This is a genomic window from Pseudomonas sp. CFBP 13710, assembly GCF_014842235.1.
Classification (GTDB): domain Bacteria; phylum Pseudomonadota; class Gammaproteobacteria; order Pseudomonadales; family Pseudomonadaceae; genus Aquipseudomonas; species Aquipseudomonas baltica.
In genome coordinates, this window is the sequence record NZ_JACYVJ010000005.1 from 18172 (window position 1) to 39070 (window position 20899).

The window sequence follows — 20899 nt, forward strand, 5'->3', positions numbered from 1 at the left end:
TGAAGCTCCAAAGCGAGACAGTTGCTATAAGTCGCGCATATAAACGTCTGGCACCGCGAAAAGAAAGCGGACTTTCACGATAGTAAACATTGATGGAGTTGATGCGATGGGTTGCTCGCAGGCAGACAGCCCCTTGGTATGGGGCTGTCTGCCGTGCAGCACAGGAGGCGCGGTGTTCGGCCGCGACCTAGAACGCCGCGGTATAGATCGCCAGCGCATCGGCCTCGCTGACTTCGCGCGGGTTGTTGACCAGCAGGCGCTGTTGCAGCATTGCGCTGCGAGCCAGTTCCGGCAGGCTCTCGCGGGTCACTCCGGCATCACCCAGGCGCAGCGGCAGGCCGGTGGCCACATGAAGCCTGAGCAGTTCGTCGATGAACTGCTGCGCCGCGTCGCCCGGTTGCAGGCGATCGCCCAGCACAAAGGGCGCCAGCTCGGCGTACAGGCCCTGGGCGGCCGGCAGGTTGAAGCGCAGCACTTGCTGCAGTACCAGCGCATTGGACAGGCCGTGGGGCAGGTGGAAGCTGACGCCCAGTGGGTAGGCCAGGGCGTGCACGGCCGCGACGGGTGCGTTGGCGAAGGCCTGGCCGGCCAGGCAGGCGCCCAGCAACATCGCCTGGCGGGCTTCCAGGTCCTGCGGTGTATTGACCGCGCGTTCCAGGTTCGCCGCCAACAGGCGCAAGGCTTCGCGCGCCAGCAGGTCGGAGAGCGGGTTCTTGCGGTGCCTGCTGGTGTAGGCCTCGATGGCGTGGACCATGGCGTCGATGCCGGTGGCAGCGGTGACCGGGGCGGGCAGGCCGATGGTCAGTTGCGCGTCGAGAATTGCCAGGTCCGGCAACAGTTGGTTTGCCACCACGCCGGACTTGCCGGTGGCCGTGGTGACGATGGAGATGGGCGTGACTTCCGAACCCGTGCCCGCGGTGGTGGGTACCTGAATCAATGGCAAACGCGGGCCGGTGGCCTGGTTCACGCCGTAGATGTCGCTCAGGCTCTGCCGTTGCCCAGGGTGTGCCAGGTAGGCGACCAGTTTGGCGGTGTCCATGGAACTGCCGCCGCCGAAGCCGACGATCAGGTCGGCGTTCATGCCCCGGGCCTGCTCGGTGGCTGCCAGCACCAACGCTTCCGCCGGGTCGGCGAGCACGTCGCTGTACACCGCCAGTTCGATGCCCGCAGTGGCGAAGCCCGGCAGCACGCTGTCGAGCAGGCCGTGCTTGAGGATACCGGCGTCCGTGACCAGCAATACCCGCTGGGCGCCGCGGCTGGCGCACTGTTCGGCCAGGCCAGCGGCGCTGCCGGTGGCGCAGATGAGGTGGGCAGTGCTGCTGAAGGTGAATCCTTGCATGGGGTGACCTCGTATTCTTGTGGTTGGGGGCGCTGGTTCAGCACAGGGCTAGGGCAGCGGCTGTTCGGGTTCGGCAGGTTGATCGGCATCGATGATCTGCTGGGCGATGGCCTCCATGCTGGTGCGGCGCGTCATGGCTTCGCGTTGCAGGCGCCGATGAGCATCGTTTTCGCCCAGGCGATGGCGCGCCATCAACAGTGCCTTGGCCATGGAGATTTTCGACACGGCCGGTTGCCGGCTTTGCAGCTTGCGCAACTCGGCGAGCATGTCGATGCGCGCCCGCCAGGCGGCCCGCGCCATCAGCAACTGGGTCAGCAGGCCGAAGGGCCGCAGGGGCCGCTCGATGACCGCCGCCGGTTGCGTCTCCAGCACCAGTTGCAGCATCGACGGGTTCTCGTAACCGACCACGGCGATGATTGGCGGCGCCTGCTCGCTCAGGCCTTCCACCAAGGTTTGCGTGTTCAACCGCTGGCTCAGTTCCACGGCCAGCAGCACCACGTCGACCGCTTCGGGCAGTGTGGTGGGCACCGGCCAGCGTTGTTCGACGATGCAGCCGATGCGCTGCAGTTGGTCGAGCACGATGCGTGCCTCACCGTCCTGTGGGTGAATCACCAGTACGCGCAGGCCCTTGAGTTCGCGCAGCAGGGACGGCGCGCTGGTCATCTCGGCCTCCGGCAGGTCATGGCTGCACGTCCATCTGGTAGTCGACCATATAGGGGCTCGGCTGCACGGCTTCGGCGCTCTCCAGCACCAGCTGGAATCGCCGTCGCTGGTCGAGCCGGGCGATGCGCGGCCACAGCCAGGTGTGCTGGGTCTGGGCGTCGATCTGCACGGTGCCTTGAGGCGCCTCGAAGCTTGCCCCGGCCAGTGCTTCGCGCAGGGCCTGCACTGAGTCATCGGACGCGCGGCGCGCGGCTTGCGCGAACAGGTGAACCTGAAAGTAGGCCGCTTCGGCACCCGAGGTAATCGCGGCGTGTTCGCCGAAGCGCGCACGGTAGCGTGCCACGAACGCCTGGCTGGCCGGCGTCTGCAAGGTCGAGAACCAGGGCGCGGCGGAGATGTGGCCTTCGGCTTCCTCGTCGCTCATGGCTTGCACGTCGACCTCGTTGGTGGCCAGGCTGACGATGGGCACGACCGCAGGATCGAACCCCGCCTGGCGATAGGCGCGGTGCAGCGACGGAATGTCGCTGCCGACGATGGTCGAGTAGATGGCGTCGGGAGCGGTTTCGCGCACCCGCTGCATGACCCGGTCGAAATCTTCGGCGGTGGCGTGGAAAGGCAGGTAGATCTCGTCGACGACCTCGCCGCCGGCCTGTTCGAACAGCTCGCGCATGATGCGGTTCGATTCGTAGGGGTAGACATACGAGCCCCCGACGAACAGCACCCGCCCGCCATGGGTTTCCAGCACGTAGCGGGCCAGCTGCAGCGAGTTCTGATTGGGTGCCGAGCCGGTATAGAAGCAGTACGGCGAGTATTCGAAACCTTCGTACAGGGTTGGGTAGAACAGCAATCGACGACGGCTTTCGACCACCGGCAGAACGACCTTGCGCGTGCTCGACATGTGCGTGCCGAACAGCACCTGCACCTGATGCTGGTCGCACAGCTGCAGTGCACTGTCGCGGTAATCGTTCGGATCGGCGCCGGGATCGCCGTCGACGGCCAGCAGGCGCCGGCCGTCGAGGCCGCCGCTGTCATTGATTTCGGCAATGGCCAGGTGCGTGGCATTGGCCTGGGCGGTTTCCGACGCCGCCGTCAGGCTAGCGCGGGAAAACAGCAGGCCTACCTTGTAGTCTTCGCCGCTCATGAGGTCAGGCTTTCCCAATCGATATGCTGTTCGAAGTGATGCGCAGCCTGGTAAAGGGTCGCCTCATGGTAATCGCGGGCTATGAGCATGAGTCCCACAGGCAACCCTTGCGCCAGCCCGCAGGGAATCGACATGGCCGGGTGGCCGGTCACGTCGAACGGGGCGGTGTTGGCGTTCATTTCCAAGGCACGGGTAACCCAGGTTGCGGGCGTGGCATCGGCTGCGGGAAGCTTGGGCGCCTTGAGCGGCACGGTCGGCATCAGCAGCAGATCGTAGCGGGCCAACTGCTCGTCGTAGGCGGCGCGCAGCTGGCGTGCGGCGTTCTGCGCCTTGGCATAGTACTGGCCGGCGAATCGCTGATGGGCATAGTGGCCTGCCAGCAGGCAGGTTTTCAGATCGTGAGGGAAGGCGTCGGCCTGCTGTTGCCAGTCTTGTTGCGCGCGCATCAGGCTCTCCACGTACAAGCCCTTCCAATTGGAACCGTAATTGTAGCCGCGCAGCAGTTGCGTGGTGCCCTCCACGGCAATCGGTGTCCAGATGGTATGGCCCAGTGCGTGCAGGGGGATGGAAGCCTCTTCCACCAGGGCGCCCCATTCGGCGAACAGACCGGCAGCGCGGCGCACGGCGGCGTCGACATCGGCTTCGGAATTGGCGTGGCCGAAGCCTTCGCTGACCACGCCGATGCGCAGGCCCGCAACACCTGCGCCCAGGGCCTGGGTATAGGCCTGCACCGGCATCTGCCGATCCTGGCGCGGATCCAGGCCGTCGGCGCCGGCCAGCACCTCGAGCATCAGTGCGTTGTCGGCCACCGTGGCGCTCATGACGCCAGCGTGGTCCAGGGTCATTTCGATGGGCATGATGCCGGTGTAGGGCACCAAGCCGTGGGTCGGCTTCATGCCGTAGATGCCCGAGTAGGCCGCTGGAATGCGCACCGAGCCGCCTTGATCGGTGCCGATGGCCAGGTCCACTTCACCGGCGACGATCAGCGCGGCGCACCCCGACGACGACCCCCCGGTGGAATGCCCTGGGTTGCGCGGGTTGTGCACTGCGCCGGTGGCGTTGGTGTGGCTGCTGCCCGAGACGCAGAAAAACTCGCAATGGGCCTTGCCCAGAATGCTGCCGCCGGCGTCCAGCACGCGCGTGGCCACGGTGGCGTCGACATCGGGCACGTAACCCTGCAGGGTCGACGAACCATTCATCATGGGCACACCGGCCAGGCAGATGTTGTCCTTGAGGGCAATGCGCTTGCCGCTCAGGGTGCCTTCGGCAGCGCCGTGCAGGTCGGTACGTACGTACCAGGCGTTGTAGGGGTTCTGCGCCGGCGCGGGAATCTGCCCGGCATTCCTGGGATACCGCTGCGGCGGGCTGACCGGTTGCAGCTGATCCAGACGGTCATAGTCCTGCCAGACCGCTTCGAGAATGTCGGCATACTGCGCCAGTAACGGCGCTGGCAGATGCAGGCCCAGTTGGTTGCCGGTTTCGGCAAGCTCGACCTGGGTTGGACGTTGAATGGACATGACGATGAATCCTTAAGAATGAAAGCCCATGAAACGCTCGGCAAGCGCTTCGGTGGTGGTGCTGGCAGGGTCGACTTCATCGACCAGTCGACCGTTCTCGATGATCAGGATGCGGTCGGCCAGCGCCGTCAGAAAGTCGATGTCCTGCTCCACCAGAATGATGCCCAGGCCCTGTTCGCGACGCAGGCGCTGCAGGGTTTCGATGATCTCGTCGCAGATGGAGGGCTGGATGCCCTCGGTCGGTTCATCGAGCAGAATCAGCTTCGGGTTGCCGCACAGGCAGCGAGCCAGGGCCAGCAGCTGTTGTTCGCCGCCCGACAACGCGCCGCCGGGCTGGTCGAGCAGCCGTTGCAGCCGCGGGAAATACGTCAGGATCCGCTCGATGGTGGCGCTGGCCTCGGTGAAATTCTTCACGCAGCCCATGCGCAGGTTTTCGCCAACAGTAAGAAAGGGGAAAATCTGCCGGCCCTGGGGCACGTAGCCGATACCGGCCCGTGCCCGCTGGCTGGCGTCGGCGCGGCTCAGGTCCTGGCCGGCGAACCGCACGCTGCCTGACAGCGCCGGCAACTCGCCGATCAGCGCGCGCAGCAGGGTGGTCTTGCCCATGCCGTTACGGCCGAGCACGCCGATGCAGCTGTCGGTGGCGCTGCGCAGACCGATGTCGCGCAACACCGGCACGCGCCCGTAGCCGGAACACAATCCGTTGACTTCAAGCATGTTTGATCTCCTGTTTGCCCAGATAGGCTTCGCGCACCAACGGGTCTTGGGTCACCTCGGCAAAGCTGCCCTGGGCGAGGATTGCCCCCTGGTTGAACACGGTGACCGTGCCGGCGATCAGGCGAATGAACTCCATGTCGTGCTCGACCACCACCACGGTGCTGTGCGCATTGATCTCCTTGATCAGCTCGGCGGTCTTGCGCACTTCCTGATAAGTCATGCCGGCGGCCGGCTCGTCCAGCAGCACCAACGTCGGCCGCGAGGCCAGGATCATGCCCAGTTCGACCCATTGACGTTGACCGTGGGCCAGGTCGCCGACCAGACGATGACGGTGCTCGGCCAGGTCGATGCGCTGAAGGGTGTGTTCGGCGCTTTGCCGGGCCTGATCGGCGCTCTGCGTACGGCTGGCGGCCAGCCGCAGGTTCTCGAATACATCCAGGCCGTCGAACACGCTGGGCGTCTGGGTCTTGATGCCGATACCCATGCGGGCGATGCGGTGCGGGGGCAGGCCACTGATGCGCCTGGCCTGAAAGTGGCAGGTGCCGTGGGTCGGCTTCAACTGCCCACTGAGCAGTTTGAAAAAGGTGCTTTTACCCGCACCGTTGGGGCCGATGAGGCAGCGCAGCTCACCGCTGTGAAGGGTGAAATCCACTGCCTTGACGGCGTGAACACCCCCGAAACTGACCCCCAGGCCCTGGGTTTGCAGTAGCACGCTCATACGACGCTCTCCGGTGGCACGACAGGGCTGGGCGCCGGGCGGCGCTTGAAGAGGCGCGAGGCCAAAGCCCCCAGGCTTGGCAGCAGGCCGCGCGGCAGCAGCATGACGAAGGTCAGCAGAATCGCGCCCAATACCAGGCCGCTGTCGACCGTCTGCTGTTCGCCCAGGCGTGCCATCAGCGCCTGCAGGCCGATGCAGGCCAGGATCGGCCCGAACAAGGTACCGCGACCGCCGACGATGACCCAGATGATGATCTGCGCCGACTGTGCCAGGCCAAACACGCCCGGGCTGACGAACGCACCCCAGTTGGCGAACAGGCATCCGGCCAGCCCGGCAATGCCGCCGCCCAGGCTGAACACGATCAGCTTGTGCAGGCGCGTGTCGTAGCCCAGCAGCCCGGCACGCTGCTCGTTTTCACGGATGGCCACTACCACCTTGCCGAAGCGACTGGCGAGCAGCCCGCGCAGGCCCAGGTAGCAGAGAATCAAGGCGCCGCCGATCACCTGGAACAGGGTTTCAGGTTCCAGCACGCGCTGCGGATCGAACGGCACGTTGAGCGTCGGGATCGCCGGAATGCCATTGAAACCACCCAGCAGCGCGCTGCCGATGTGGTATTCGCTGCCCGAGGTGGAGTTCATCACGTTGAACAGAATCAACGTCACCGCCAAGGTGATCACGCCCAGGTACACATCACTGATGCCGCCATAGAACATGAAATAGCCCATGGCCGCGGCGAACAGTGCGGGTACGGCAATGGCCAGCAGCACCGGCCAGGTGCTGTCGCCGATGTTCAGCACGCCGATGGCATAGGCATAGGCGCCCAGGCCGAAGAACGCAGCCTGGCCGAAACACAGGATGCCGCCAAAGCCCCAGATGAACGCCAGGCTCAGCGCCAGCAAGGCCATGACCAGGTAGATGGTCAGCGAGAGCAGGGTGAACAGGTCCAGCCACTGCGGTAGAGCGCCGACCAGCACGGCCGCGAGCACACAGCCCAGCACCGGCAGCAGATCACGAAATGCGACAGGCATCAGAACGCCCTCCGAAAGAAACGACCGGTGATGCCTTGGGGCAACACGCGGATCAGCACGATGGCGGCCAGCAGCAGGGCCACTTCACCGAACACCGGGGTACTGAAGAAGGTCACCACTTGGCTGATGACGCCGAACGCGCCGGCCGCACTCAGCGTGCCGGTGATGACCGCGCTGCCGCCGCCGATCACGGTGATGAAGGCCTTGGCGATGTAGCTGGCGCCCAGCGTCGGGATCACCCCGGTGAGTGGCGCGAGGACCGCGCCGCCGAGCCCGGCCAAGGCCGCACCCAGGCCAAAGGTAAGGCTGTAGATGCGCCCGGGGTTGGCGCCCAGGGCGGCGGCCATCTTGGCGTTCTGCATGGTCGCCCGCGCGCACAGGCCAAACTGGGTGAAGCGCAGCAGCGCCCACAGGCCCAGCAGGACCGCCACGGCCACGGCAATCACGAACAGTCCGTAGCCACTGGTTTGATAGGCGCCCAAGGTAATGCCCGGCAACGGTGAACTGATGCCCACCGTGGTGTTGCCGAACAGCATGGTCGCCGCACCGGTCAGCCCCAGGCTCAGGCCCCAGGTGGCCAGCATGGTGTCGATCATGCGGCCGTAGAGGTGGCGTATCAGCAGGCGCTCGACCAGCATGCCGAACAGGCCCACGGTGAGCGGCGCCAGCACCAGGATCGAGATCCAGATCGGCACGTGCCAGTGGTGGGTGGCCAGGACGGCCACGTAACCGCCGAGCATCATGAACTCGCCATGCGCCAGGTTGATGATCTTCATCATGCCGAACACCACCGCCAGGCCGATGCTGAGCAGCACCAGCGTGGCGATGGCGCCGACTATCTGCAGGGAAAAAATCGCAGCCCAATCCATGTCCGTCTCCTTACAGCGCGATGCTGTATTGCTTGGCATCACGGGGGTTCTTGATCAGGTCGCAAACCGCGGCGGTGTCCGAAGGGGCCTGCTGGGCGAAGCTTTCAACCACCTCCAGGCGGCGATCGCGCACCTCGGCGATGTGCACGTCCAGAATGCAGTGGTGGGTGGCCGGGTCGATGCTGACCTTGCCGCTGGGCAGGTCCAGGCTGATGCCTTTCTCCAGCGCTTCGATGACCGGCATGCGTTCGATCGAACCGGCCTGGCGCACGCCCTCGGCCCACAGCATCATGCCCTGGTAGGCGCCCATGGCCAGTTCGGTGATGTACGGGTAGTCGGCGCCGAAGCGCTGGTGGAAGCGTTCGACGAACGCCGTGTTGAGCGGGGTCTGCAGTTCCTGCACGTAGTTCTGGCAGATCAGGATGCCGTTGCACTCTTCGGGCGAGAGCACGATGTGCTCGTTGCCACCGGCGAAGGTGGTCGAGGCGATCGGCAGCTTGCCGGTCATGCCGGCGGCCTTCCACTGGCGGTAGAACGACATGTGCGCGCCGCCGACCAGGGCCGACCAGACGAAGTCCGGCTTGGCTTCCTGGATCTTCGAAATGGTCGCGCCGAAGTTGGTCACGTCGAGCGGGAAGAACTCGATACCCACGCTCGACCCGCCGGCCTGCTCGACGTACTTCTTCACCCAGGCGGTGACGATCTGCCCGTAGTTGTAGTCCGCCGCCACGATGTAGACCTTCTTGCCCCACTTCTGGGTTACGTGGGACACCAGCTTCTCCACGGTCTGCCCCGGCGTCACGCCGGTGCCGAAGAAATTGCGATCGCACACGCCGCCTTCGTACTGGTTGTCGTAGAAGTACAGCGTCTTGTAGCGGTCCAGTACCGGCCGTACCACTTCGCGTGACGCCGAAGTGATGCCCGCGTGCACCACGGCGGCACGATCCTTGAGCGCCGCCTGCTGGGCGTACTGCGCGTACAGCTGCATGTTGGACTGGGTGTCGTACTTGATCAGATTCAACGGCCGACCGAGCAGGCCGCCCTGGGCATTGAGTTCCTCGGTGGCGAATGTCAGCGCGTCCACGATCGGCTTGCCATAGATGTCCAGGCCACCCGAGCTGTCGTACAGCGAGGCGATCTTGATGGCGTCGTCGGCGGCGAAGGCCGACAGGCTCTTGAAGCTCAGCGCCGACAGTGCGGCAGCGGAAATGGCGGACGAACGCAGGAAGGTACGACGATTGATAGCCATGCTCAGTGCTCCTGGAACCAGCCCTGCGTGCCATCGCCTGCCGGTTTGCGCACAGCCGAAGGGGCTGCCCGTGCAAGCACCGGGAAACAGGAATGGAGTGGGGGCTGGATGAGATGCAGGCGAGGGGGGTAGGGCCTGATCTCACGTACCGACGACGCTGTCGGCTGAACGGGTGTCGAGCGTTTCGCTTGTGACCGCAGCCGCATCGTTGGGGCCGGGTCGCCCAGGGCATGAGGGCCGCTGGAGGAAACAGATGTCGCGTGGGGCGCGACGTCTCAAACGAAGCAATAATCAGGCCGCTGTCAGTAACTGGATGTTTTCACTGAATATTTTCTGCTGGTGCGCTTTTGAGAGCGCAATAGTGTGCTCCAGAATGGGAATCCTGCACTCAAACCGAGCAGGGTCCAACTGATGGGTAACAGGGGAGGCAGTGCTCAGGATGGGTCGAACACTGCCCCTCTGTATTGAACGCACACCTACGAACGGCTTCACCCTCCGGACGCGAGCCTCGAGATGGCAGCCTTGCTGCCTGCACGCTCGCGCAGCACGAATTTCTGGATTTTGCCGGTGGCCGTCTTCGGCAGCTCCGTGAAGATGACCTGTCGCGGGCATTTGAACCTGGCCAGTCGCGTTTGGCAGAACGCGATGAGCTCGGCACCGGTGGGCGCCGCGACACCGGCCTTGAGTTCGATGAAGGCGCACGGTACCTCACCCCATTTGTCGTCGGGCTGGGCCACGACAGCCGCGTGCAGGACGCTGGGATGGCAGTGGATGACATCCTCGACTTCGATCGAGGAGATGTTCTCGCCGCCTGAGATGATGACATCCTTGGAACGATCGGTGATTTGCACGTAGCCGCCTTCATGCACCACCGCGATGTCCCCGGTATGAAACCATCCACCCGCGAAGGCCTTGCCGGTGGCCGACGCGTTCTTCAGGTATCCCATCATCACGGTATTGCCGCGCAGCAACAGTTCGCCAGTGGTGACACCATCGTGCGGCACCGCGATCAAGGTGTCCGGATCGGCCACCATCATCCCTTCGAACGTTGCCGCTCGCGTGCCCTGGCGAACCCGGAATGCGCGTTGTTCGCTGTCCGTCAGCGCGTCCCAGCCGTCTTGCCACACGCAGCTCACCGGGGTCCCGGATACCTCGGTGATGCCATAGACGTGATCCACGTCGAAGCCCAGTGCAACCACCGCGCTGAGCACCGAAGCCGGTGGAGGGGAGCCGGCCGTGAGCACGCGCACAGGTGATCGCAACACCTCGCGATCACGCGCATCGGCAATCATGGCCATGACCACGGGTGCGGCGCAGAAATGGTCCACACCGTGGGTATCGATGGCATCGAACACGGCCTCGGCACTGACCTTGCGCATGCACACATGAGTGCCTGCCGCTGCGGTGATCGCCCAGGTAAAACACCAACCGTTGGCGTGGAACATCGGCAGCGTCCACAGGTAGCGCGGCGCACGCGGCAGCGGCCAGTTGGTCATCTGCAGCAGGCTCATCAGATAGGTCGCGCGGTGGCTGGTGACGACCCCCTTGGGATCGCCCGTGGTACCGGAGGTGTAGTTCAGGGCGATAGGGTGCCATTCATCGACAGGCCAGACGCCGGCGAAGTCCGGATCGCCGTTGGCGAGCAGCTCTTCATAACCCACCACGCCGATCGATGGCCCCAACGGCGCGAAGGGGTCGTCGATATCGATCACGATCAGCGCCTGATCCAGCCGCTCGAGCGCCGCCGCAACCAGGCTTGCGTATTCGCGATCCACCAGAATGGCCTTGGACTCGGCATGCCTGAGAATGAACGCCACGCCTTCGGCATCGAGCCGGCAGTTGATGGTGTTGAGCACTGCGCCTGATAACGGGATGCCAAAATGCGCTTCGAGCATGGCCGGCGTATTCGGGCACAGAATGGAGACGGTATCGCCAGCCCCTAATCCTCGAGCGACCAGAGCACTGGCCAGTCGCAGGCAGCGCTCGCGCGTCTGCGCCCAGGTCCGTGTGATGGGTCCATACACCACCGCAGCCCGTGTCGGATGGGCCAACGCAGCCCTTTCCAGAAACCCCAACGGGGTCAGGGGGAGGTGATTGGCCGGGGTCTTGTCGAGGCACTCGTTGAGGGCTGCAGGCTTCATGGGCGAGTCTCTTTGTTATTGTGATGAAAGGTGGTGAATGCACTGACCGGTTCGCGCTCGGTGACCAGCTCGTTCTCGACACTGGACGCGTCCGCATAGCCCAGGCTCATGCCGCAGACCAGCATTTGCTCGTCGGGAATGCCAAGGACTTCGGCGATGACGTGGTGATACTTCAGAAAGGCGGCCTGAGGGCACGTGTGCAACCCGCGAGCCCTGGCAGCCACCATCACGCTCTGCAGGAACATGCCGTAGTCCAGCAGGCTTCCTTGCTGAAGCACGCGGTCGATGGTGAACAGCAGGCCTACCGGCGCATCGAAGAACCGGTAGTTGCGGCCGTGCTGCTCATGCATGCGTTGCTTGTCGCCCTTGGCGATGCCCAGCAGCCCGTACAGCTCCCAGCCGACTTTCTTTTTCCTGTCCGCATAGGGCGTCACCCACTCTCTGGGGTAGTACTCGTAGGGGGCGAGCAGCTGGTTGGCATGGGCGGGATCGTTGTCTATATCCGCTATGGCGTTGGACAGCTGCCGTTTGGCGTCGCCAGTGACCACGTGCACACGCCAGGGCTGCATGTTCACGCCCGTCGCGCAGAAGCGGGCGACATCGAGGATGCTTTCCACGTCTTCCTGGGCCACGGGGTCGGGAAGAAAAGCCCTGATGCTGCGCCGAGACCTGATCGCCCAGTCCACAGCCTCCACAACCAGGGCGGGGCTTGACGGCGGTTGAGACAGTCGATTCATAAGTGCCCCCAGTCAGGTGGATTTGGAGGTTGCAGGATTCAAGGCCGCACTGTCGGTGGCCGATGGCGCGCGGCGGGTCGAGCGTGCCTGGGAAGAATCGGCGAGGGACTGATTGATCAGCGAAACCGCCGCCGCACCGATCAGCCCGGCAAGGGCGATGGCCATGAAGTTCTGCTCCAGCGGCAAGTGCATCGAGATCAACCAACCGATCAGTACCGGGGCCACGATGGCGCCTATGCGGCCCACGCCCGATGCAAAGCCGACGCCGGTGGCCCTGATGGTCGAAGGGTAGAAATCGCCGGCGTAGGCGTAGGCCAGCAGTTGCGTACCCAAGGTCGATGCGCCGACCGTGAACACCACGGCGTAGAGCAGGCCCGGCGAGCGGGTGTAGGCAAGCATGACCAGCGCCAGGGCGCCGACGATGTAGAAGCACACCAGCACACGCTTGATGTTGAACCTGTCGCCCAGCCAGCCACCGCCCAGCGCGCCGACGATGGCACCGACATTGAACACGATCACAAAATTCAGCGCCGAACCCAGGCTGAAACCCGCCATGGCCATCAGCTTGGTCAGCCAGGAGTTCAGCGCGTAGACCATGAACAACCCGGTCATGAATGCCGCCCAGATCATGACCGTGCTGAAACCGCGGCCGTCGGCGAACAGGTTGCGCACCGGGGAATCCTGTTTATCGAGGATCTCCGGGTTGCCGGCCATCACCGCATCGTCAGGAATCATGTTGCCGGGATCGAGCTTTCGCGCCACCTCCCTGAGTGCGTCCTGCTGGCCCTGTTTGAGCATGTAGCCGATGGAGTCAGGCATGCTCTTGAGAATGAACGGGATGAGGATCACGGGCAGGCCCGCGACGTAGAACACCCATTGCCAGCCGTGACTTTCGATCAGCTGTTTTGCGGTGAGGGCGACCAGGATGCCACCCACGGAATAACCGGCGAATACCAGCGTTACCAGGCGGGTGCGCAGTTTCAATGGCGAAAACTCGCCCATTTGCGCGGTGCAGATGGGCAGTACGCCGCCAATGCCCAGCCCTGCGATGAAACGCATGACGCTGAAGCTGATGGGGTCGTTGGTCAGCCCGGCACCCGCAGTGAACAGACTGAACAGCGCAACGCAGATGGCCGTCATCTTCGGCCGACCGATGCGATCGGCCAGCGTGCCGAGAAAAATTGCCCCGAGCATGGTGCCGAACAGCGCCGAGCCGGCCATGATGCCGGCACTGGTCGCCTCGATGTTCATGTCCTTCATGATGGCCGGCAGTGCCGCACCCACAACGGCGAGGTCATAGCCGTCGATGATCAGGATGAGCACGCACCAGAACAGGATCAGGCCATGGAAGCGGTTGAACCTTGAATCCTTTGCCAGCGCGAAAACGTTCACGGGTTGCATAGCGTGTCTCCTTCGGTTTTATTTTTGTTTTGAAGTGCACAGGTGTTCTGCCGACCAGGCCATGGGCAGCGGCCATGGCTGGGGTTCGGCTATCGTAGGCGCCGGCATGGGCTACGCCCATGTCCAAAGTCGTCGTTCTGATTGGGGTGTTTGGACAGTCCGGGGCGGGGACAGGAAAGGGACGGATCGTGAATCTTTCAGAAGGGGGAGCAGTGAGGCCTACGTTTCATCGGCTTCGTTGCGGCGATAGCAACCGGGACTGACGCCCGTCCACTTCTTGAACGCGCGATGGAAGGCACTGGCATCCTGAAAACCGGTTTGCAGTGCAACTTCCACGACCGTCAGCTCTTCACGGCCCAGCAGATGGATGGCCATGTCCCGACGAAGATCGTCTTTCAGCCGCTGGTAGCTCAAGCCTTCGATGTGCAACCGTCGTTGTAGCGTCGAACTCGACGTGCTCAGCGATTTTGCCAACCTGTCGAACTCGGGCCAGTCCTCCGGATCCACACCGCGCAGCTTCTGACGAACCTTCGCTCCCGTGCTTTCATCGTTCCGATACTTGACCAGCAAATTGCCGGGCGACTCCTCCAGGAAGGGTGTGAGGGTTGCGGGTGTCTGCACAACCTTGAGGGCGAGGAGGCTGCGATCGAACCGGACGGTGGTCTGGGCGACACCGAACACCAGCGACTCGCAAAAGCGCAGGCGGTAGTCGCTGTCGTCCAAAGGTTGCGCCGGCCGGAAGCCGATGCTTTGGATAGGCAAGCGCCGGCCGCCCAGCCAGCAGAGCAGTCCGTGCACCAGGATCAGCCAGGTGCCATAGCTGAACAGGCGTCTTTCCACGCCGTGGTCGTGAATGACCAGCACCGCCGAGTCGTCTTCGTACGTCAGCTCGCCGTAGACGTCGTCCAGGGCGCTGCGCAGAAACATCAGGATCCGCCGCAGCGCCTGCTCCAGCGAGTGGCAGCCCAGGGCCACGTGGCACATGAGCCGAAAGCTGCCTCTGCGCAGCGGATGGCTGTCGATGGCGAAAAACTCGTCGTCCAGCGCATTGGCCAGCGCAATCCAGAGTCGAGAAAACGCGACTGCGGAGACTCTGGCCTGGGGCGCATCGAGCAACCCTGGGTCGATGCCCGCGTCTCGCAGCACCGGCTGGATGTCGAATCCGCGCTGCATTGCACCGTGCAGGGCTTCGTGCACCAGGCCTATGGAAGTCGTGCCTTTGTCTGCAACTACAGCCATGACGTGTCCCTGTGAGCGATGCACCGAGTGTCGACCAGTGGCCTGAACGGTAAACAAACCCGCAACGACAGGCAATCGGTCCGAGCACAACACATCAATCGTCCTCTGATCATTGCTGCACCCAGTGCAGGTATATACTGCAGATTCACCGTCTTGTGTAACGTTGGGCGCGTTTCCATACTCGTCGGCACTATTGACCGACTGGAGAACGACATGGCCGCAGTGATCCGTTTCAATCAACCCGGTGATTCCTCCGTGCTGTGGGAAGACACCGTGGTCGAGCAGGCGCCGGGCGAAGGGCAGGCGTGGCTGCAGCAGGCGGCCGTGGGCGTGAACTACCTGGATGTCACCCAGCGCAATGGTGCGGTTAAGGTACCGCTGCCGTCCGGCTTGGGCCTGGAAGGCGCGGGCACCGTGATCTCGGTGGGGCCAGGGGTGACCAACGTGCAGCCAGGCGACCGCGTCGCCTATGCCACCGGGCCCTTGGGCGGCTATGCGGCGCAAAGGCTCTATCCGGCCGAACGGCTGGTGAAGCTGCCGGCCGGGGTCAGCTTCGAGCAGGCCGCGGCCGTGTTGTTCAAAGGCATCACTGCACAGTACCTGTTGAAATCCACCTACCCGGTAGGCCCCGGTACGACGATGCTGCTGTACGGCGTCGCCGGCGGCCTGGGCCAGATCATGGGGCAGTGGGCCAAACACCTGGGGGCGTACGTCATCGGTGTGGTGTCCAAACCCGAGAGCGTCGAGCGGGCAAAGGCGGTGGGCTGCGACGAGGTGCTGGTATTCGATGCGGCCACGCTCGCCGCGGACGTGGCCAAGCTCACCCAGGGGCGCAAGGTCGATGTGGTCTACGACCCGATTGGCCGTATCTCCTTCGAAGTGTCGCTGGACAGCCTGCGTCCGCGCGGCCTGATGGTGTCGTTCGGCGCATCGTCGGGTGCGCCCAGCGCGGTCGAGCTGTCGACCCTCAACGGCAAGGGCTCGCTGTTCCTGACCCGACCTTCCATCGTTGCGCACACCGCGTCCACAGCCGAATACCAGGAGCGCGCAGCCGACGTGCTGGCGGCGGTCGAGGCGGGCATCATCACCCCGCGGATCTGGAAGACCTATCCCTTGACCGAAGCGGCTCGCGCCCATGAGGCGCTCGAATCGGGTCAGTCCGGCGGGGCGATCATTCTCGCCCCATGACCCCGGACCTGCTCGACAGTCAGCACAGCGACGAGATCGCCGCCTTCCTCGCCGTGGCCAGCCAAGGCTCGTTCGTCGCTGCCGGTCGCTTGCTCCAGCGTCATCCTACGGTGATCTCCAAGCGTCTGGCCGCCATGGAAAAGCGGCTGGGCGTGCGCCTCATGGAGCGCTCCACTCGCCAGGTCCGGATTACCGAAGTCGGCGCCAAGCTGGAACAGCGCCTGCGCGCAGCCCTGAGCCAGATCGTCGAAGCCGAGCAGCAGGCCACGTCAGGCGTTTCTCAGGTGCGCGGGGTCCTGCGCCTGGCGCTGCCAGCGGCCATGGGGCGCCTGTGGGTGGCCCCGTTGCTGCCCGAGTTCTTGAGCGCACACCCCGGTGTGTCGATCGTTGCCGACTACAGCGAGCACGTCGTCGACATCATCGAGCAAGGCTATGACCTGGCCCTGCGCATCGGCGAGCTGGAAGACAGCCGACTGATTGCCAACAAGCTCTGCGACCATCGCCGCATTCTCTGTGCATCCCCTGCCTACGTGGAACGCTGCGGCATGCCGCTGATGCCTGCAGATCTGGTCAGGCACAACTGCCTGCGTTTCAGCGGGCTGGCCTCGTTTCCGGAATGGAAGCTGCACCGCGCAGACCGTCAGGAAAGCGTGACCACGCAAGGCACCCTGACATCCAACGACAGCGAAACCCTGCTCAGCGCCGCAATGGCTGGCACGGGCATTCTGGGTGCGGGCGAATGGCTGATGAGCCGCCAGCTGGCGTCCGGCGACCTGGTTCAGATACTGCCCGACTGGCGATTGGACTCAGTGGGCGGAATCTACCTGATACGACCCTCTTCGAAGTTTCCGGCAGCGACCGTCCTGGCATTCAAGGCCTGGATCGAATCGCACTTCGTTGATGGGCCGCCTTGGGAGTAGGTGTGCGGCGCAAGGGTCATGCTGGCGTCCGCCAGCGAAATCGGAACCACGTCACAGTAGTAGCATATTGCTATTAAAGACTTCCTCGACCCGTCCGATACCCTTTTCACTGTGCAACCAAAATAAATGGCCATGTGCCATTATTCATGTTGCCGGTGAAAGATGGATGATGTCATAATGTCATCATCGGCCACCACGTTCCGAATTTTGGAGCGTTGAGGCTTTGGTTGGCCGGACGTGGCGTTCGAAGGCTCGCAATGCTTCGCGATCATGCCCACCAAGACCCGATCACGCTGTCAGTCACGATCCGACAGGATCGCCAGGGAACAATGGCGGCCTGGAACACCGCGTAGCGCACGGCATCAACGCGCCGGTTTCCAGGGTCTTTACAAACACTCGCGCACGCGAACCTATTCTCGTCCAGAGGGATGAGAACCACGCAAGCAAGGTTGCTTCAATAGTCCCAGAAATGGGATTGCTACACTGGAACACGATGAATCGATCTATCTGCCTGATGTTCGGCCTGCTTCTGTCCGGCTGCAATGGCATGCCAACTCCCTTTGTCAGCGATGCCGCCTACAAAGACGCTTTCATGGTCACCTCGAGTCTTCCCGCCCCTCTCCTGTATCAGGCCTCGGCCGTGCAATGGAATGAGGATTACGCGGTTTCTGCCAAGCACACCCCTTACCTCAGTGACGTTGCGCACCGTGGTCGTGGCGATGTGGTCTTCATCAAGCGCAAGGCTCCGACGGCTCCTCACTGGCGTCAGGCGTCGGTCGGTGAAAACGTCACCGCCGTCGGCTTCAGTCCACTGTTGATGCCCGTCAAAGGCAGCGGCAAGGTGAAGGAAGGCAAGCTGTTGCTCAGCAACCTCAACGACGGCGTGCTCTATTCCATTCACGACGGTCCGAGCGCCATGGGCATGTCGGGCGGTCCGGTGTATGCAGATGACGGCTCGGTAGTCGGTATTACGGTGGCATTCGTGCCGACGCGCTACACCCAGTCCATGACCAATACCGACCTGGCCGACGCCAAGCGGGTGAGTGTGTTCATGAGCTACAAGGAAATCGACAAGGAATGGCATCGCTTTCAGGGCGACGTCAAGGTACCGGCCCCAGTCATGGGCTATGTGACACGTTGAGTGGATCGGGTGAAGGCGGGGATGTTGTCAAGGCGGGGGACGTTGCGGAAGAAGCACGGCTCGGGCGGCCTTGGCAGCCGCCCAAGCCCCTCACTCATTTCTGAGCGCGAGCTGCGTCACGCAGTGCCTTGATCTTGTCATGGTTGCGCATGACGCCATCGAACTGCTTCTGGATCACGGCGCGTACCTCAGGGGTCACGTCATGGTTTTCCAGCGCTTTGGTGTAGCTCTTCTTGGCAACGTCTTCGCCGCGCTCTGCTTCGTTGAGCAGTGCGACGTCGTCCTTGCCGGTGATGGCCGACTTCAGGTCGACCCAACGACGGTGCAGATCGCCTGCAACGCTGGTGGTGGTTTCGGGTTCGCCACCGAGCTTGCGTACTTCGTTCTGCAGTTCTGCAGCACCGCTGGCGGTGTCGGAAGCGGCGGCTGCGAAGACTGCCTTCAGCTCAGGGTTGTTGGTGTTTTCGGCGAGATCCTTGAAACCAGCCTCACCATCTTTCGATGTTTCGATGAGGTCGTTGAGTACCTTGATCGTTTCTTTATGAGCGTCGGTCATTTCAAAATCTCCTTGGTGGACGGTCTGGCTCAGACCCAAGAGGCAGCCATGGCGTAGGCATGGTACGTACGCTGTGTTTAGGTCGCCCTGTTTGGCGGAAGGTTCCGATTTTTTTGAAATGGGCGGCTTGCCAGTCTTTTCCGGCACGTTGTCGTGGATCGCAAATCGGCCAAATGTACGTCGCCGTCAGGCGTCCGACCCAGGCGCGCCGGCCAACTCCCTGACCAGTCGGTCCAGCTCGTCGAGTTCAAACGGCTTGCGCAGCACCACGGCGCCGGCGATGGCATCCAGTGCAAGGGTGTCGGCATAGCCACTGATGAAGATGATCGGTAACTGCGGGACGAGTTGGCGTGCCTTGCGCGCCAATTCGGCGCCGTTCATCTCGGGCATCAGGAAATCGATGACCGCCGCGGCGCAGCGCGTGTTGCCCAGTATCGCCAGGGCCTTGCCGCCACGATCGGCTTCGAGCACCTGATAGCCCCGCACCCGCAGATCGTCGACCAGCACCGTGCGCACTGCATCGTCATCGTCGACCACCAGCACCGGTTGGGCGAGAGGGGCGAGCGCCACCGTGACGCTGGTCGGCTGCGGGTTGATGGAATTCGCGCGTGGACGCTCGGCCATGGGCAGTACCAGTTCGAAGGTCGAGCCTTGGCCCGGTTCACTGGTGATCTTCAGGTCGCCGCCACATTGACGGCACAGGCCGTAGACCTGCGCCAGACCCAGCCCGGTGCCACGGCCCGATTCCTTGGTGGTGAAGAACGGCTCGCACGCCTTGGCCAGCACTTCCGCGGACATGCCGGTACCACTGTCACTGACCCGGATCGATACGCTGGGCGGTGTAACCGGCGGAGCGGTCGGCGAGCATTTGACGGTGAACCAGCCGCCGTCGGGCATCGCGTCCCTGGCGTTCAGGGCGAGGTTGAGTATGGCCATTTCCAATTGCAGGGGGTCGGTGCTGACGAACAGGCTACGGTCAGGCGTCTGCATGTCGATATTGATGTCGGGGCCCAGCGCGTTACCAACCAGTTCGAAGGCCGCAGTGACGGTGTCGGCAAGGCTGACTGCCGATACGTTCAGCCGTTGCGTACGCGAGAACGCCAGCAGCTGCCCGGTCAGGCGAATGCCCTTTTCCGTGGACAGCGTCGCCCGAGTCACGTACTTCGAGGCCTTGGGATCGCTCTCGACGTGGCGATGCAGCAGCTCGAGGTTGCCTGAAATGCCCATCAGCAGGTTGTTGAAATCGTGGGCGATACCGCCCGTCAGTTGTCCGATTGCATCCAGGCGTTGGGCGCGGTTCATCACCTGTTCGGCGACGATGCGTTGCGCCGACTCCTGTTCCAGTTCGGCGCGCTTCTGATCCAGCTCCAGTTCCAGACGCTGCCTGATGGTGGTTTCCAGGCGACGCTGCTTCTGCCGTTGCAGGTCCAGGCGCGCCGTGACCCGGCCGTCCTTGATGATCAGGATGACCAGCGGCAGAAACACCGTCGCCACCACCAGGGCCAGGGCAGCGGGCGCACCGATGGCGCGGGCGTTGATGGCCGACAGCAACAGCCAGCCGATCACTGGCAGGATGGCCGTGAGCAGCAATTGCCGACGGGTGACGGCGCCTGCACGGTTGCTCAGCGTGACCACGTTCAGCCAACCCTGATCGGCCTGAAAAAGCATCGTTGAAACAGCCAGGCAGGCCAGCGCTGCAGCGGTGTGGACCGCCATGGCATTGAACAGCAGCACCGAGTACAAATCCTTGACGCCGTAGGCATAGCCCAGCAGGCCGATGCCGGCCAGGCCGAAGGCGAGCAGGGCAAGCACATCGCAGGCTTTGTGGCGGCCAGCCAACTGGGCCATGCGGGCCACGCCCAGCAAAGCCAGGCAGCTCGCCGTGGCCGGCGAAACGCTACCGACCAGGAGCGCCGAAGGCGGAAACAGCCAGGCGTTCAGCGCCGGGCTCAAGACGTCTGCACCGAGCAACAGGTGTGTGCCCAGCAAGGCGAATGCGCTGCTCGAAGCCAGGCCGGCAAGCAACCAGCTGGGTCGCGCGCGACGTCCCAGAAGGCTGGACAGCGCCAGAGCGCAAAGCGCCATGGCGGTCAACGGCGACATGCCCATCAGGCCCGGCACCAGATAGCCCAGCAATGGCTGGCCCAGCAGGTATTCGCAGAGCGCGGTGGCACCGGTGAGCAGGGCCACCCATGACAACAGCTTGGCTACCCACCTGACTGATGTTGCGGCATGCAGACGGCTCAGTCCCCAGCCGGAGGTGTGGGCACCGGTGTCCAGGTCGTCGTCGGGTGCGTGCATCGGCAATGGGACTCCGTGATGGGATGGTCGATCG

Annotated in this window: 18 protein-coding genes; 3 read left to right on the top strand and 15 right to left on the bottom strand. The window is 63.6% G+C overall.

Going from position 1 to position 20899, the window contains the following annotated elements; genetic code table 11:
• Positions 1-187: 187 nt before the first annotated feature.
• From IFT44_RS13210 to IFT44_RS13270, 13 genes are all read right to left on the bottom strand, one after another.
• Positions 188-1339: an iron-containing alcohol dehydrogenase gene (locus tag IFT44_RS13210; protein ID WP_192176019.1), complete on the bottom strand. Its 1152-nt coding sequence runs from the start codon at positions 1337-1339 to the stop codon at positions 188-190.
• A 48-nt stretch (positions 1340-1387) separates the two neighbouring features.
• Positions 1388-2002 carry an ANTAR domain-containing response regulator gene (locus tag IFT44_RS13215; protein WP_122476163.1) on the bottom strand — a complete coding sequence of 205 codons (615 nt, stop codon included), beginning with the start codon at positions 2000-2002 and terminating at the stop codon, positions 1388-1390.
• Between the two features lie 16 nt (positions 2003-2018).
• Positions 2019-3143 carry a transporter substrate-binding domain-containing protein gene (locus tag IFT44_RS13220; RefSeq protein WP_192176020.1) on the bottom strand — a complete coding sequence of 375 codons (1125 nt, stop codon included), beginning with the start codon at positions 3141-3143 and terminating at the stop codon, positions 2019-2021.
• On the bottom strand, positions 3140-4660 hold the full coding sequence (locus tag IFT44_RS13225) for an amidase (protein WP_192176021.1): 1521 nt from the start codon (positions 4658-4660) through the stop codon (positions 3140-3142). The genes IFT44_RS13220 and IFT44_RS13225 overlap by 4 nt, the downstream gene beginning before the upstream one ends.
• 12 nt (positions 4661-4672) lie before the next feature.
• Positions 4673-5377 carry an ABC transporter ATP-binding protein gene (locus IFT44_RS13230; protein WP_122476157.1) on the bottom strand — a complete coding sequence of 235 codons (705 nt, stop codon included), beginning with the start codon at positions 5375-5377 and terminating at the stop codon, positions 4673-4675.
• The gene (locus IFT44_RS13235; RefSeq protein WP_122476155.1) at positions 5370-6095 is read right to left on the bottom strand and encodes an ATP-binding cassette domain-containing protein; all 726 of its coding nucleotides are present in this window, start codon (positions 6093-6095) and stop codon (positions 5370-5372) included. Before IFT44_RS13235 ends, IFT44_RS13230 begins: the two co-directional genes overlap by 8 nt.
• Positions 6092-7123 (bottom strand): ABC transporter permease subunit, encoded by a 1032-nt coding sequence (locus IFT44_RS13240; protein ID WP_192176022.1) that lies wholly within the window; start codon positions 7121-7123, stop codon positions 6092-6094. The genes IFT44_RS13235 and IFT44_RS13240 overlap by 4 nt, the downstream gene beginning before the upstream one ends.
• Entirely contained in the window at positions 7123-7992 is an 870-nt protein-coding gene (locus IFT44_RS13245; protein WP_185794423.1) for an ABC transporter permease subunit, read from the bottom strand. Before IFT44_RS13245 ends, IFT44_RS13240 begins: the two co-directional genes overlap by 1 nt.
• Positions 7993-8002: 10 nt before the next feature.
• Complete coding sequence (locus IFT44_RS13250) at positions 8003-9241, bottom strand: urea ABC transporter substrate-binding protein (protein ID WP_192176023.1); 1239 nt, start codon at positions 9239-9241, stop codon at positions 8003-8005.
• Positions 9242-9729: 488 nt separating this feature from the next.
• Positions 9730-11382: an AMP-binding protein gene (locus IFT44_RS13255; RefSeq protein WP_185794424.1), complete on the bottom strand. Its 1653-nt coding sequence runs from the start codon at positions 11380-11382 to the stop codon at positions 9730-9732.
• A complete protein-coding gene (locus tag IFT44_RS13260; RefSeq protein WP_192176024.1) occupies positions 11379-12119 on the bottom strand; it encodes a nitroreductase in 741 nt (246 codons plus the stop codon). The genes IFT44_RS13255 and IFT44_RS13260 overlap by 4 nt, the downstream gene beginning before the upstream one ends.
• Before the next feature lie 12 nt (positions 12120-12131).
• On the bottom strand, positions 12132-13520 hold the full coding sequence (locus IFT44_RS13265) for an MFS transporter (RefSeq protein ID WP_122476145.1): 1389 nt from the start codon (positions 13518-13520) through the stop codon (positions 12132-12134).
• 219 nt (positions 13521-13739) lie between these two features.
• Positions 13740-14759 carry an AraC family transcriptional regulator gene (locus IFT44_RS13270; RefSeq protein WP_192137982.1) on the bottom strand — a complete coding sequence of 340 codons (1020 nt, stop codon included), beginning with the start codon at positions 14757-14759 and terminating at the stop codon, positions 13740-13742.
• A 213-nt stretch (positions 14760-14972) separates the two neighbouring features.
• Here IFT44_RS13270 and IFT44_RS13275 point away from each other — a divergent pair, with 213 nt between their 5' ends.
• The 3 genes from IFT44_RS13275 to IFT44_RS13285 all read left to right on the top strand — a co-directional run bounded on the left by IFT44_RS13275 (position 14973) and on the right by IFT44_RS13285 (position 18008).
• Positions 14973-15947 (top strand): quinone oxidoreductase family protein, encoded by a 975-nt coding sequence (locus IFT44_RS13275; protein ID WP_192176025.1) that lies wholly within the window; start codon positions 14973-14975, stop codon positions 15945-15947.
• Positions 15944-16867 carry a LysR family transcriptional regulator gene (locus tag IFT44_RS13280; RefSeq protein ID WP_192137981.1) on the top strand — a complete coding sequence of 308 codons (924 nt, stop codon included), beginning with the start codon at positions 15944-15946 and terminating at the stop codon, positions 16865-16867. The genes IFT44_RS13275 and IFT44_RS13280 overlap by 4 nt, the downstream gene beginning before the upstream one ends.
• 493 nt (positions 16868-17360) lie before the next feature.
• On the top strand, positions 17361-18008 hold the full coding sequence (locus IFT44_RS13285) for a serine protease (protein WP_192053093.1): 648 nt from the start codon (positions 17361-17363) through the stop codon (positions 18006-18008).
• Between the two features lie 94 nt (positions 18009-18102).
• Here the strand turns inward: IFT44_RS13285 and IFT44_RS13290 are convergent, their stop codons facing one another.
• Complete coding sequence (locus IFT44_RS13290; protein WP_122476136.1) at positions 18103-18564, bottom strand: PA2169 family four-helix-bundle protein; 462 nt, start codon at positions 18562-18564, stop codon at positions 18103-18105.
• A 186-nt stretch (positions 18565-18750) separates the two neighbouring features.
• Positions 18751-20865: an ATP-binding protein gene (locus IFT44_RS13295; protein ID WP_192176026.1), complete on the bottom strand. Its 2115-nt coding sequence runs from the start codon at positions 20863-20865 to the stop codon at positions 18751-18753.
• Positions 20866-20899: the final 34 nt, after the last annotated feature.

Coding starts and splice junctions, on each gene's coding strand:
- IFT44_RS13210 (WP_192176019.1), bottom strand. CDS start 1,339: ATGCAAGGATTCACCTTCAGCAGCACTGCCCACCTCATCTGCGCCACC.
- IFT44_RS13215 (WP_122476163.1), bottom strand. CDS start 2,002: ATGACCAGCGCGCCGTCCCTGCTGCGCGAACTCAAGGGCCTGCGCGTA.
- IFT44_RS13220 (WP_192176020.1), bottom strand. CDS start 3,143: ATGAGCGGCGAAGACTACAAGGTAGGCCTGCTGTTTTCCCGCGCTAGC.
- IFT44_RS13225 (WP_192176021.1), bottom strand. CDS start 4,660: ATGTCCATTCAACGTCCAACCCAGGTCGAGCTTGCCGAAACCGGCAAC.
- IFT44_RS13230 (WP_122476157.1), bottom strand. CDS start 5,377: ATGCTTGAAGTCAACGGATTGTGTTCCGGCTACGGGCGCGTGCCGGTG.
- IFT44_RS13235 (WP_122476155.1), bottom strand. CDS start 6,095: ATGAGCGTGCTACTGCAAACCCAGGGCCTGGGGGTCAGTTTCGGGGGT.
- IFT44_RS13240 (WP_192176022.1), bottom strand. CDS start 7,123: ATGCCTGTCGCATTTCGTGATCTGCTGCCGGTGCTGGGCTGTGTGCTC.
- IFT44_RS13245 (WP_185794423.1), bottom strand. CDS start 7,992: ATGGATTGGGCTGCGATTTTTTCCCTGCAGATAGTCGGCGCCATCGCC.
- IFT44_RS13250 (WP_192176023.1), bottom strand. CDS start 9,241: ATGGCTATCAATCGTCGTACCTTCCTGCGTTCGTCCGCCATTTCCGCT.
- IFT44_RS13255 (WP_185794424.1), bottom strand. CDS start 11,382: ATGAAGCCTGCAGCCCTCAACGAGTGCCTCGACAAGACCCCGGCCAAT.
- IFT44_RS13260 (WP_192176024.1), bottom strand. CDS start 12,119: ATGAATCGACTGTCTCAACCGCCGTCAAGCCCCGCCCTGGTTGTGGAG.
- IFT44_RS13265 (WP_122476145.1), bottom strand. CDS start 13,520: ATGCAACCCGTGAACGTTTTCGCGCTGGCAAAGGATTCAAGGTTCAAC.
- IFT44_RS13270 (WP_192137982.1), bottom strand. CDS start 14,759: ATGGCTGTAGTTGCAGACAAAGGCACGACTTCCATAGGCCTGGTGCAC.
- IFT44_RS13275 (WP_192176025.1), top strand. CDS start 14,973: ATGGCCGCAGTGATCCGTTTCAATCAACCCGGTGATTCCTCCGTGCTG.
- IFT44_RS13280 (WP_192137981.1), top strand. CDS start 15,944: ATGACCCCGGACCTGCTCGACAGTCAGCACAGCGACGAGATCGCCGCC.
- IFT44_RS13285 (WP_192053093.1), top strand. CDS start 17,361: ATGAATCGATCTATCTGCCTGATGTTCGGCCTGCTTCTGTCCGGCTGC.
- IFT44_RS13290 (WP_122476136.1), bottom strand. CDS start 18,564: ATGACCGACGCTCATAAAGAAACGATCAAGGTACTCAACGACCTCATC.
- IFT44_RS13295 (WP_192176026.1), bottom strand. CDS start 20,865: ATGCACGCACCCGACGACGACCTGGACACCGGTGCCCACACCTCCGGC.